This is a genomic window from Rhodothermales bacterium (genome assembly GCA_034439735.1).
In the GTDB taxonomy this organism is placed as follows: Bacteria; Bacteroidota; Rhodothermia; order Rhodothermales; family JAHQVL01; genus JAWKNW01.
This window is the reverse complement of record JAWXAX010000068.1, coordinates 1-13,745: the sequence shown is the minus strand read 5'-3', so window position 1 is coordinate 13,745 and position 13,745 is coordinate 1. Positions and strand designations below refer to the sequence as shown.

At 62.3% G+C, this 13,745-nt stretch carries 8 protein-coding genes; 2 read left to right on the top strand and 6 right to left on the bottom strand.

What is annotated here, in order from left to right; all coding sequences use genetic code 11:
• The 4 genes from SH809_04910 to SH809_04895 all read right to left on the bottom strand — a co-directional run.
• Positions 1-713, bottom strand: a 713-nt coding sequence (locus SH809_04910; GenBank protein ID MDZ4699027.1) for a DNA gyrase subunit A, incomplete at its 3' end; no start/stop codon positions are given.
• 225 nt (positions 714-938) lie between these two features.
• The gene (locus SH809_04905; protein MDZ4699026.1) at positions 939-1,646 is read right to left on the bottom strand and encodes a response regulator transcription factor; all 708 of its coding nucleotides are present in this window, start codon (positions 1,644-1,646) and stop codon (positions 939-941) included.
• 16 nt (positions 1,647-1,662) lie between these two features.
• On the bottom strand, positions 1,663-3,096 hold the full coding sequence (locus SH809_04900) for a response regulator (GenBank protein MDZ4699025.1): 1,434 nt from the start codon (positions 3,094-3,096) through the stop codon (positions 1,663-1,665).
• Positions 3,077-5,521 (bottom strand): PAS domain S-box protein, encoded by a 2,445-nt coding sequence (locus tag SH809_04895; GenBank protein ID MDZ4699024.1) that lies wholly within the window; start codon positions 5,519-5,521, stop codon positions 3,077-3,079. The genes SH809_04900 and SH809_04895 overlap by 20 nt, the downstream gene beginning before the upstream one ends.
• A 399-nt stretch (positions 5,522-5,920) precedes the next feature.
• Here SH809_04895 and SH809_04890 point away from each other — a divergent pair, with 399 nt between their 5' ends.
• Positions 5,921-6,787 (top strand): glycerophosphodiester phosphodiesterase, encoded by an 867-nt coding sequence (locus SH809_04890; GenBank protein ID MDZ4699023.1) that lies wholly within the window; start codon positions 5,921-5,923, stop codon positions 6,785-6,787.
• 145 nt (positions 6,788-6,932) lie between these two features.
• Entirely contained in the window at positions 6,933-7,172 is a 240-nt protein-coding gene (locus tag SH809_04885) for a NifU family protein (GenBank protein MDZ4699022.1), read from the top strand.
• 5 nt (positions 7,173-7,177) lie between these two features.
• On the opposite strand, the gene SH809_04880 is transcribed toward SH809_04885, so the two are convergent.
• Together SH809_04880 and SH809_04875 are read right to left on the bottom strand one after the other, a co-directional pair.
• Positions 7,178-7,762: a hypothetical protein gene (locus SH809_04880; protein ID MDZ4699021.1), complete on the bottom strand. Its 585-nt coding sequence runs from the start codon at positions 7,760-7,762 to the stop codon at positions 7,178-7,180.
• Between the two features lie 340 nt (positions 7,763-8,102).
• Positions 8,103-13,745: DUF5666 domain-containing protein (locus tag SH809_04875; GenBank protein ID MDZ4699020.1), on the bottom strand; the 5,643-nt coding region annotated here is incomplete at its 5' end.

The following is a 13,745-nucleotide window of genomic DNA, read 5'->3' as shown; positions in this document are numbered from 1 at the left end:
CCGCGGCCGGTGAGGTAGGCGCTCTGGACGCCCGAGTACCCGTAGATCGTGCCCCCGGTCGGGAAGTCGGGCGCCGGAATGTGCGCCATCAACTCCTTGATCTCGATGTCGTTATTGTCGATGTACGCGATAATGCCCGAAACCACCTCGCCCAGGTTGTGGGGCGGAATTTTGGTGGCCATGCCGACGGCGATGCCGTCGGTGCCGTTGACGAGTAGATTCGGGATCGCGGCCGGCAACACCTGCGGCTCCTGCAGCGAGCCGTCGAAGTTATCCTGGAAGTCGACCGTCTCCTTCCCGATATCCTTCAACATCTCGTCCGCCATGCGCGTCATGCGCGCCTCGGTGTACCGCATGGCCGCCGCCGAGTCCCCATCCACCGAGCCGAAGTTGCCCTGGCCGTCGACCAGCGGGTAGCGCATGGAAAAATCCTGCGCCATACGGACCATCGTGTCGTATACCGCCGAGTCCCCATGCGGATGGTACTTACCCAGCACTTCGCCGACGATACGCGCGCTCTTTTTGTACGCCGCGCCGGGGGTCATTCCCAACTCACTCATCCCGTACAACACGCGCCGGTGGACCGGCTTCAGGCCGTCGCGCACGTCGGGCAGCGCCCGGCTAACGATGACCGACATCGAATAATCGATGTACGAGGACTTCATCTCGTCCTCGATATTGATCGGGATGATCCGATTCAGTTCCTGCTCCATAAACCTGCTAACGAGTCAGACAGCGCCCCGAGTCAGCTGCAAAAAGCCATATCCGACGCCCGGTAATCACAACCGTACTGGCGCCCACATCGGGCTCACGAAAAAGCTGTTCGACTAACGCCTCGTTAGCGAAATGGATCCATTTTAAGCCGGCCCTCGATCACCTCCCCCCTTACACCCCCGCTCCCCACTTTTAACTTTTTACTTTTCACTTTTACCTTGTTATCACGCTTTCCGCGCGTCTTTCACCCATTCGGCGGCGTAGCGGGCGAGCTCGGCGGCGTCTTTCAGGACGAGCTTTTGCTTGAGGCGTGCTTTGTACGACTCGACGGTTTTGGTGCTTAGCGAGAACTTCTCGGCGATGTGGCGGGTGCGGTAGCCTTCACCGATCATACGGAGCACCTCCAGCTCGCGATTGCTGAGGCGGTCGACGGGCGATGCGTTGTCCGATCCTCCCGAGAGCAGTTTGAGGATCTTGGAGGCGGCTTGATCGCTCACATACACCTCGCCCTTCAATACCCGGCGGATGGCGTGGATCACGTTACGTGGGTCTTCCTGCTTCATCACGTAGCCGCGGGCGCCGGCGCGGAGCGCGCGCTCGGCATAGAGGCTCTCGTCGTGCATCGACAACATCAGCATCGGCAGATCCGGATACTGCGCCTTGATGTTGCGCACGAGGTCCATCCCGTTGATGCCCTCCATTTGAATATCCACGATCACGAGGTCCGGCATGGCCTGCTCGATCGCGGTCATCGCCTCGAACCCGTCGGACGCCTCGCCGCAGACGGTCATGTCGCGTTCCTGGTTGATGAACTGCGCGAGGCCCTGGCGGACGATAGGGTGGTCGTCGACCACGAGGATGCGTTTTCGGACCGGCTCTTTGATCGGAATCGCGGCGGAGGCGATGGGAGGCGCGTAGGAATGGTGTTGCATGATGGGCATGACCTGGCTACGAGGTGAGGACTTCTTTAGTATGCGCTAAAACTCCTGGATATACAAGGCTGCACAAAACGAGCGTGCCGCCCTGTACGCGGGGACGGATATTTAGTGTTGCGTTAATCATCTGCGCGCGGAACTCCATGATCCGAAGTCCCATGCCGCCATCGACCGGAGTGGTGGAGGCAATGCCGGCCCCGTTGTCGCGCACGGCCAACAGCAGCTGGTGACCATCCTGGTTGAGTTCGATGTTGACGTGCGTCGCGCCGCTGTGTTTGATGGCGTTGTTTACGGCTTCCTGGCAGATCCGATAGAGGTGAGTGGCCACCGTTTCGTCCCACAGCGGGGTGTCGATGTGGCAATCGGCCGTACAGGGGATGGCGGACATCTGTTCGGTGTTCGCGGCCAGGTCCTCGAGGGCGCGGACGATGCCTGTGCCGGCGAGATCCACCGTCACCAGCCCGCGGGCGAGGATGCGGGCCTGGGACTTGGTATCGTTGACCAGCTCGGCGATGGTCATCGCGGCTCGCGCGGCATCCTCGTCGATATCCTGGAGCTTCCGTTCGAGGCTTCGCGCCATAAACGCGAGGCCGGTGAGCTGCTGGCCGAGGCCGTCGTGCAGGTCGCGTCCGATTCGTCGCTGCTCGCGTTCGCTGATCTCGACCAGTTCGCGTTCGAGCCGGCGCGTCTCGGTAATGTCCCGCAGCACGGACACATAATGCGTGATGCGATCGGTGTCGTCGCGTACGGGCGAAATCTGCCAGCGCACCAGAATGCGGCTGTGGTCCTTTTTATAGAGGAGGATTTCGGCGAAAAACGCCTCGCCCCGCACCAGCTCCCCACCCATTTCGGCGAGCACGTCCCGGTTCGTTTCCGGCCCCTCGAAGATCTCGATCGGCTGGTGCAACAACTCGTCTCGGGTGTAACCGGTCATTGTCGCCATGCTCTCGTTGACGTAGACGATGCGCGGGCTCTCTTCCTCGTTTTCAGCGGTGGTGATGAACATCCCCTCACCGCTGCTGCGGACGGCCGTCGCGAGGAGCCGACGTTGCTCTTCGGCCTCCTTGTGTTGGAGGATGTTATCGACACGCCGCTCCGCGACGGCCAGGCGCACGTTCATCAGCTTCTGCGCGATGGGCTTGGCGATGTAGTCGTCGGCGCCGGCTTCGAGCACCGCCTCGAGGTGCTCCGCCTCGTTCATGGCCGTGACGACGAGGACGATACTGAACGGCCCCTGCGGTGAATTCCGAACGTTGCGGCACAGGTCCAGCCCGCTCATCCCGGGCAGCATCCAGTCCAGCAACAGCAAGGGATAAAACCCTTTCTGATAGGCCTCCCATGCCTTCTCCGCATCCGAAAACGAATCCACGGTGTGCCCCCGCGATTCCACGATGCGCACCAGAAATCGCTGGGTGATCTGATCGTCTTCAACGAGTAGGACGCGCATGCCGGGTCGGGTTGTTGGGGGGTGGGAGTCGGGTACGATTGGGCTGATCGAGCACCTGGGTGATCACCTGGTAGAGGTCCTTGCGTGTCAGCGGCTTACCCAGATATCCGTCGAAACCCTGAGACAAAAACCGCTCGCGGTCTCCGGAAATGGCGTAGGCCGTCAGGGCCACGACAGGCACTGCTTCGTACTGGGACAGGTGCCGCAACGCACGCAACGCATCGACGCCCGTGCGGTTGCCGCCCAGGTTTATATCCATCAGAACGACATCGAACTGCTGGTGGCTTGCCGCCTCAAGGGCCTGATCCTCGCGCGAGGTGAGGGCGACTTCGTACCGATCGGCGAGAAACTTTTGGAGCAGCACGCGGGCATCGCGGTTGTCTTCGAGGACGAGCACACGGGGCCGGCTGCGGCCCCCCGGGGCCGGACGGTACCGGAGGCCGGCGTCGGACACTTCGATACCCGGCTGCGCCACACGCTCCATCGGGAGCGACACCGTAAAGACGCTACCGCGGCCGGGCGTGCTCTCCACCTGAATATCCCCCCCCATAAATGCCACCAGCCGCTTCGTGATCGTCAGCCCGAGGCCGTTGCCTTCGAAAGAGCGCGCCATGCCGGTGCTCTCCTGCCGAAACGCGTCGAACACGTAAGGCAAGAACCCATCTTCGATCCCGATGCCAGAATCGACCACGCGGATCTCCACCCGATCCCCCTGCGGCTGCATCGTGACTTCGATGCCGCCCTCCGGCGTGAATTTGATGGCGTTGCTGATCAGGTTGTTGATGATCCGGTCCAGGCTCGTGCGATCGATGATCGCGCGGATGTCCTCGTGTTCGCAGGAGAACGTCAGGAAAAGGCCTTTTTCCTGGACCTGCATCGCCAGTTGCGACATCAGCGCCTGCACTTCGTCGACGATGTTCAGTTCTTGCGGTTTTACTTTCAGCGTGCCCGATTCGAGCATGGAGAGGTCGAGGATTGCGTTCAGGGTTTGTAACAACCGGTGGCCGCTTTGTTCGATGAGGTCGATGAGTTCACGGTGTTCTTCGGACACCTCTTCGGCGAGGATCGAGGCGAACCCGATGATGCCGGTCAGGGGGGTCCGGATCTCGTGGCTCATATTGGTGAGGAAGGAAGATTTGAGGAGCGTCATCTCCTCGGCCTTGCTGCGCGCCGCGATCAGCTCCTCCTCCGTCTTCTTGCGCTTCGAGATGTCCTCCACCATTAAGATGAAGTACTCCAGTTCATCGTCTTCGCGTCGAATGGCCGTCGCGACCACGCTGCCCCATGCGTAGGCGCCGTCCTTACGCTGGAGGCGCTTCTCCATGTGAAAGCGATCCATTTCGCCATCGTGCACCTGCTGCACGAAATGGTTGTAGATCGTCAGGTCTTCGGCATACGTGAGGTCCCGACACGAGAACCGCGAGAGTTCGGTGGCCGAGTACTGGAGCATATGCTGGAAGGCCGGGTTGGTAGCGAGCAGGCGGGTGCTCGGGTCGGCGATGGCGATGCCGATGCCGGCGCGGTCGAATACCGCCTGAAACCGCTGCTCGCTCCGGGCGAGGGCGTTTTCGGCGCGTTTCTGCTCGGTGATGTCGTGTAACACGGCCTGGACGACAGACTGCCCATCGATCAACAGCGGGACGGCGCGCGAGCGCACGATGCGCTCCTCACCCCCTTCCCTCCGCAGCCGGTGTTCCACGCTGGGGAGCGTCCGGCCGGCTTCGACCAGGGCCATTGCCCGGCGCACGTCCCCGGCTTCCTCGGCAGGGAAAAAGTCGTACAACGATCGCCCCTGCAACGCCCCGGGGTTCGACACCCCCAGCAGCGACGCGCAGGCCGGGTTGACGTGGATGATGTCCCCAAACTGGAGGATTGCAATCGGCTCCGGATGATTTTCGACGAGCTTGCGCCACGGGCTGCTCAGCAACTGCTCTTCACCCGTATGATCCAGCTCTCGAATCTCGCGAATCGAGCGGAAGGTGAGGAGGGCGCGCGACCAGTGGCCGGAGTCGCCCCGCAACAGCGTCAGCGAAGCCATCGTCTTCAACAGCCCCCCATCGCGCCCTTTCTGGATCACCTCGCCGCTCCACGCGCCGTCGCGGTGCACCATGCCCAACAAGTTGGCGTCTTCTTCAAACGGGTACCAGGTGGGGAGCACGTCGTCGATCGTGCGTCCGATGGCCTCGGACGGACTCCATCCAAACAGCCGCTCCGCGGCGGGATTCCACTGGAGCACCCGGCCGCACATATCCACCAGGGCGACGGCGTCGCTCAGAAACAGTAGCACATGGTCCAGCCCTTCATAGGGCACGCCGGCGACGGCCACCCGCGGGTCGCCTCCTACCCAATCCCCGTCGCCGCCGGCGGGGCTCGAACCAATGTTAAATAATTGCGCAACTTTGAATAGCGGACGTGATCGATCCATACGCGACTATGCTTCGCTGGAAACTACCGAGAATCATGGAGACCCCTTTCATTTCGAAGAAAGGGAGTGTAGGCGCGATGCGACATGGCCGAAGATGTGCAAGATCGGACCGCACTCGGCTCCGGGTCGCGATGAAGAGGCGATCGATCCATCGGATACCCACCCGCGGGGGGAATGAAGAGCGCTGAATACAGATTGGCCGGCTCTCGTGCGGTGGATATACATAGACGACAAGCACTCATAGATAAAAACTTTCTCTTATTTGCAAGCCGCCGGCAGAATTAGCGCGGTCTTTTTATATTCCGGCTACCAGACCGACACACATTCGACATGACACGCGGGCTATATACCCTTATTTGCCTCCTTTCGCTCACGTGTAATCGTGGTATAGCTGTACCTATGGCCGATACGTTAGCCCCACGTCCACTCCCTTTATTCGACCTCCAGGGCCACCGCGGCGCCCGGGGGCTGCTGCCGGAAAACTCGATCCCGGCCTTCCTCAAGGCGCTCGATATCGGCGTCACCACCCTGGAAATGGATGTTGTGATCTCGAAGGACCTCCAGGTCGTCGTTTCCCACGACCCCTGGTTCGAGGCCGACCTCTGCACGCGCCCCGATGGACAACCCGTGCCGCCGGACCGCCGCGATGCCTACAAGTTGTTCGAGATGACCTACAAGGAGATCGCCCGGTACGACTGCGGCAGCCGCGGCAATATTCGGTTTCCCGATCAAGTACCCATGCGAGTCATTAAGCCATTGCTTAAGGATGTCATCGCGGCCGCCGAAGCCTACGTACAGGCGCATAACCTACCGGCTATTTTTTACAACATTGAAACGAAGTCGACGCCACGAACCGACCGGATCTACCATCCCGAGCCGGCGCTCTTTACCCAGCTGCTTCACGAGGTGCTGTACGAGGCGGAAATCCTGGACCGGGCCACCATCCAATCCTTCGACGTCCGCACCCTGCGCGAAACGCGCCGCCTCAACCCGAACATCCGCCTCGCCCTCCTCGTCGGCACCGACGAGGACCGCGGCTTCCGCGGCAATATCGACGCGTTGGGCTTCACCCCCCAGATCTATAGCCCCCACTACAGCCTCGTCACCGAAGAACTCGTCACCGAAGCACACGCCCGCCAGGTACTCGTTCTGCCCTGGACGGTGAACCTGCTCGAGGATATGGTGCGCCTCAAGGCGCTGGGAGTCGATGGCCTCATCACTGACTTCCCGGACATCGGGATCGCACTCCTGAAGAAGGAGGACTAAGGGGGTGTCCGCGATCTTTTTCCGTGAGGACTGGTTAAACCTGACCTCACGAGCCCGCAAACCGCAAGAACGTATGTCTGATCAGTTTATGAACCCAGGACACGGCACTCCGGCCGGCGTCCCCGACCCGGGTTCGGATCCGGTGTTGCGCCAGCAGATCGAAGAAGCGCTGGACATGATTCGCCCGTACCTGATGGCGGACGGCGGTTCAGTGCGCCTCCTGACGGTCACGCCGGACTATGTGGTCGAACTGGAACTGCTCGGGGCCTGCGGCACCTGCCCGATGAGCACGATGACGCTACGCGCCGGCATCGAACAGGCACTGAAGCGGACCATCCCGCGGATCACCCGCGTCGAGGCGGTGAGCGCCTCCGAGACGGTCTAAAGGACTTATTCCACACGCACCGTCCAGAACGGCAGGAAAAACCAACGGCAGGCGGCATCCTGCGTCAGCGACGCCCCCGGCTCGATCGTCAACTCGGCCCGCAGCGGGGTCTCCGCCCGGGCATCCAGCGCGACCCCCAGTTCAATAGGCCGGTCCCGCGCCATCGTGAGCGGCCCGCCGGCGTTTTCGTCGTACAGCACAAACACGTCGCTGAGCACCAGGCCCAGGGAATCGTACCGCTGCGGCGGTATCCGGGTCGAGAAGATCGTCTTGCTGCCGGCCCGCCGCGTCGCCGCGATCTCGAAACTATTCACATCCGCCGGGTACGTCTCCCATACCCCACCCCGAGGCTTAACCCGCACCTGATCCACCCGAAACCGCAGCGCCCGCGCATCCGCCGGCAGGGCGCTCTCCCCCACCACCACGTCGATCGTCAGCAGTGCCATCTGCCCGTTTACCTCAGCCGACCGCACCGCCGCCGGCGCCGGCCGGGGCGGCGCCGTCTGAATCTGACGCGTCCCGCCGCAACCGGCCAGTAGAATAACGAGGACGCCTGCGGATACGACGAGGCCGAGATTGGAGTGTGCCATAAGTCTGGATGAAGCGGTCGTAAAGAGGATGACGCGATGAGAAACGGTTGAGATTTGCGTTTTGCGTAATGAGCAAGTCATCCCCGCGCAGGCGGGGACCCAGAAAAATGCCAGTCTGAGGGCTGGATCCCCGCCTGCGCGGGGATGACTATGCATTGGGTTGTGGAAATCTCAACAGATTCTGAAGATACAACATAACCCCCCGGGGCCCCCCAAAAAACAAAGCCGGCCGCCCCCCGAAGGGAACGGCCGGCTTGTCATGAGGCTGCCGTAGACTTGATGGTCAGGCTTCAGGACAACCAACCTGCAACCTGTAACCTGCAAACATGCAACCTCCCAATCACTTCACCAGCACCATCCGCCGCGTCATCACCTGAGTGCCCAGATCCAGGCGGTACAGGTAGACGCCGGAGGCCACCGGCAGGCCAGCCTGGTTGCGGCCGTTCCACTGCACGTCGTACGTGCCGGCCGTCAGTTCGCTCGAAACGAGCGTCTGTACTTCGCGGCCTACGACGTCGAACACCTTCAGCGTGACCCGCGTGTTCTGCGGGAGCGCAAAACGGATGGTGGTCACGGGATTGAAGGGATTCGGGTAGTTCTGCTCGAGTTCGAACGTCTCCGGCAGGGTTTCCTTCTCGGTCGCCACCGGCGACGTGTTGGAATCCAGCTCGTATTCGCCCGAACCTTCGGCGTCGATGATCTTTACCTTGGAGACCAGGATCGCAGCGCCGGTTTTGCCGGCCACGCTGCCATCGGCGCTCGCGGTGCCGCGAACCTCGACATACTGGCCTTCACCCAGGTTCGCCAGATCGAGCTGCGCGTTTTCGTCGCCCAGCACGATCGTGTTTTCATCGACCCGGTACGTGGTGCCAAACATAGAGAACTGATCGCCCTCGATATTCCCGATCTCGCCCTGGCTGAGTGACACGTTCTGCACCGAGACGCGCTTGAGCAACAGCGTGCCGTTAGGCTGGCCTTCGGCAATGACCATCACGGTCTGCCCCTCGGCAAACGCGTTGACGTCCGTCTCCTCACCATTGAGGTCGATGAACAGCGACTCGTTGTTGATGAAGAAGAAGATGTTCATCACTTCGAGCACGCTCGAACTGACGGAGACGATCGGGCCTTCGACGCGCACGTCGGTAGCCTCTTCGCCCAGTTTCTGCACCTGCAACGCCACAAGGTCGTCGCCGGCCAGGAGCAAGCCGCGGACACGGACCGCCTCGCCGACGATGAAGTTACCCATCGTTATGGGGTTCTTCGACTCGTCCAGGAATACCGTGTTCGGAATCACCTGGAAGCGGCGGCCCAGCACCACGAACAGCTGACCGAATGCCGCTTCCATCGAGCCACTGAGGACCACTTCGTCCTCCAAACGGGGCAGCAGCGTGATGGCCGTGGCCACCGGAATGCCGCCGGCGCCGGGCACAAACGTCAGGTTGATCGTCTGGCCGGCCACAAGGTCGGTCACGTCGATCTCGTCCCCGTCGGCGTTGGTCACGACGGTCGACACGTCGACCGTGACGCTCAAGCCGGCGATGCCGATCGCGGATGCGGATACCGCTGTCAGCGTACCTGTCAGCTTTTGGTCGCGCGGACGGGCGATCACCTTGCGGGCGAGGAAGACGCCGTTGCCTTCTTCCACCGCATTCACCTCGACGCGCATGCGCTCGAAGAGGTCGGCAAACCGCATCGGGTTGCCCAGCGGGTCCTCCATCACGGTCGTGGCATCCACCCGGAAGGTGTAGCCACGCATCGAGAAGGTGCCCCCACCCAGCGTTTCGATCCGGTCCACGAGCGATTTCTCGTCGCGGATGAGGTCGAACACTTGGACGAACCGCGCGAGCAGCGCATCGCCGGCTCCTTCGAGGACGATGACATCGACGTTGTTATTATCCTGGATGACCGACGGGTCGATCGGGCGGTTGTTGCCGTCGAGTACGAAGGTCCGCGGATCGTATTCGACCGGGATGCCGGCCAGCTCGAAACGGCCGTCCTCGAGTTCGCTCACGATGCCGCGGATCTCCAGCGCGACGCGGGGGTCCAGGGTGTAGACCTGGATCTTCTTCGCCAGCAGCTGGCCCTCGGCGCCGACACCGCCCGACACCTCGACAATGAGGCCGGCGAAGAGGTTGTCGAACGAGATGTTGCCTACGTCAGGCGCCACTACGAACGTCTCGGCCGTCGTCACGAACTGGACGCCGCCCACCGTGAGGGTGGCGCCGTCGATCTCGCTGAGGGCGCCCGTCAGGAAGAACTCCTCCTGCTCGGGGTTGCGCACTTCCACACGCCAGCCCTCGATCTTGCCATCCGGCTGCATCCAGCCCCACACCATCACTTGCCCGTTGACCGGGAGGCCGGCGAACGAGATGGGCTCGTACTGGGCACCCACGATCTGCGCATGTTCATTCAGGAAGATCCGGTGGTTCCGGATCACCAGCACCCGCTGGTCGGCATTGGCTTCGACGACGCCCCCGAAGAGCCGGATGTTGCGGTCTTCGTTGCCGGACTGGACCTGGATCCAGCGAGCCGCGTAGCTGCCGTTCTCCTGGGGCGCGCCCGACAGCGCGACCTGCATGCCGGCTTCGAGGTTGGCAACCGGGAACGGTGTGCCCTGTCCGCCATCGATCCACGTCTGGGCGCCGACGACAAACGAGATGCCACGGACGACGAGGGTCGACCCCGCGATCGACTCGATCGTGCCGCGGAGTTCGAGCTCGCGGTCTTCCGCCCCGACGCTCTCGATCCGCCAGGCGCGGATGCGGCCGCCGTCTTCATAGAAGCCGTAGACGCGCACCTTTTTATCCGCCACGAGATCCTGGAACGGAATCCGTTCAAAGGTCTCGCTGATCACGTCGGCGTATTCCTCGACCACGACCGTACGGCCGTAGACGGTGAGGAGCCGCCGGCTCTTGTCGATCGAGGCAATCGTGCCGCTCAGATTGACCCCGCGGTCCTCCTGGCCGGCGCCGACCTGCATCCAGCGCGCGAAGAACTGGTCGCCTTCGCCCGGAAGGGCGATGACACGGACCAGCGTCCCCGGGGCCAGCACCTCGGTGCCGATCGGGAAGCCTTTTTCATTCTGGATGAACGTCTGATCGTTCACCGCGATCGAGAATCCGCGGATGCTGGCGACGCCGTTCTCGAAGGCATCGACCACCCCGCGGAACTCGAGCTGCTCGAGATCAAACACAAACGCTTCGACCGTATAGGCGTTGACCACGCCTTCGTTGTTCAGGCTGCCGAATACCGTCAGCACCTGACCATCCGTCAACTGGTCCACCGTGATCTTTACGTAGCCTTCGCCGAACAGGTTGGTGTATTCGTTGAATACGACCTGCCGGCCCAGGATCACAAATCCGTCTACGCCGACCTGCGAAATCGCGCCGCGCATCCGGACCTGCTCGTCCTGGTCCTGGTTCTCGACAAACACCTTCACGGCGGCGAGGTACTCGCCCTCACCCGGCTTGCCCACGACCGAGACCTTGAGGCCCGGCTGCAGGGCACCCAGACCGAGCTGGCTGCCGTCGAAGCTGTGCAAGAACGTGTTTTCGCTGATCACGAACGTGCGCCCGCTGACCACCATGAGCTCACCATCGAGGGCCGCGATCGCGCCGCGGAGTTCCAGTTCCTGGACGTTGGTGCCGAAGAACTGGAGATAGTGGGCGGTCACGGCGCCGGCGCCGCTGAGTTCGCCGGAGATATAGACGAATTGGCCCACTTCGAGCGACGAGACGTCGGCCGGCTGGTAGTTCGCATCGATCACCGACGCCCACTCCGTAAGCACGATGTCGTACCCCTGCACGACGAGCCGGCCTTCCTCGACCAGTTCCACCGCGCCGCTCATGTACAGTTGTACCCGTTGCTTCGGCACGAAGACGAGGGTCGCTTTCAGTAGGCCGGCAATGTCAAACTCACCCGACACCAGAATCTGCTGCCCGGAGACGAGTGTGGTAAGATCCGCCGGATCCCCGGTTTCGCTCGTGAAGAACGTAAACTCGGTCACATGGAACGGCATGTTCTCGACGAACAACACGTCCCCCTGGATCGAGCCTACGCGGCCCCAGAACTCGATTTCCTCCCGTGCATCGGGCCGGAGTTCGACCCGGTAGGCATCCACCGAGCCGTCGTTCTGGATCTGACCGAACACCTGCACGCCTTGAGCCGCGACGAGGTCGGCCAGGGCGATCGGTTGGAAGTTTTCGTTCACGACTTCCGTGTTCGGTGTCGTCCGGACGAGCCGGCCGCGGATACGCAGCGTCTCGCCTTCGACGGACTCGATCTTGCCGGCGAGACGGGTCTGGCCGGTTTCATCGCGCAGACGCACCACGACCGCCACGAACTGTCCCGACTCATCTTGCGCGCCGAGAACTTCGACGAGGGTACCCGCGGCCAGGTCGAACGACTGCACGCGCTGGCCGGCGAACGGCCCCCACGACAGGTCTTTCCGACGCGCAGCCTTGCCGGTGGCGCCGCCGTCACCGGCCGCCGTACCGTTCTCTTCGAAGTATTGCGTCTGGTCGTTGATCAGGAACGATACATCGCCCACCTGGAGCGTCTGGCCATCGTAATACTGCACGGCGCCCAGCAGGGTCAGATTGCTCTGGTTGCCGGCGCGCAGCTCAACAGAGTGCGCCTCGATGGTCCCATCTTCCCGATACACACCCCAGACACTCACCACGTCGCCGAGCTGAATGTTATCCCGCTCGACGGGCTGGTACTGCTGGTTATGGAACTGGGTGTACGGGGTGAATACCACCGAACCGCCCCACAGGGACAGGCCAAATTCGTCGATGAACTCCACTTCGCCGGCGACCCGCACGCTGCGGTCCTCCTGACGAGGTACATAGATGCGATCGACGAAGAACGTGCCATCGCCTGACGCGAGGCCGACGATCGATACGTACAGGCCGGAAGACAGACCATCCTGGGTGCCTTCGCCCTGGTCCGTATAGATCTTCGAGCCCTGCACGAACTGGAAGGGCACGCCGCCGACAACGATCTCGTCGCCCTCGACGGAGGCAATCACGCCCCAGAATTCGATCTCCTCACGTTCTTTCCCGTTGAGGACCACTTCAAACGGCTTGAAGCCATTTTCGCCCTCGAAGTTACCGTACAGGTCGACCGCCTTGCCCTCGGCAAGCTGATCAAACCCGATGGTCTCCCACTGGCGGTTGCGAATATTCGTAAACTCGTTTATCGAGACGTTTTGACCAAGCACCGTGAAGCCGGTGTCGGTGAGGTTCTCGATGAGGCCGCTCAGCCGGCCGCCGTCGTTCTGGCGGTCCTGCACGCGCAGCACATCGATCCGCCAGCCTTCCTGGCCGGCGATCGGGACGCTAACGGCCTCCACGATCTGCCCGAGCTGGATATCCTCGCGGCTGATCACTTCGTTGTATCCGAATTCGAAGCGGGAGTCGTCGGAGTACTCAAAAAAGACGTCCCACACGGTCACACCCGTCTCGTCGATGGCCGTCACCGGGCCGAACAACGCGAACTGATCGCGCGCCGCCTGGCGGTACTCGATGTGGTAGGCACGGATCGAGCCTTCCTCCTGGAATTCACCGAACACCATGACGAGCTGGCCGTCGGTGATGTCCTGAAGGGTGATCTGCTCGAACTTTTCGTTGAAAACCGGGGTGTAGGCGTCGACCTGGATCGACCAGCCGCGGATCGAGAACCCGGTTTCGGAAACGCCTTCGACCTCGCCGCTGATGCGGACGAAGCGGTCATCGCCCGTCTCGATCAGGACATAGTCGGCCTCCAGACCCAGCTGCGTCGCCACGCCGACGACGCGCACGACGAGGCCGTTCTCGATCTCATCGACGCTCGCGGCGGATTTCTTGCCGGGCGGCGGTGGGCAGGCGCCCGTGGCCGGATCACACGCCGGCGGCGGGCACTCCTCACGCGCCGGATCACACGCCGGCGGCGGGCACTCCTCACGCGCCGGATCACACGCCGGCGGCGGGCAATCGCCCTTGTT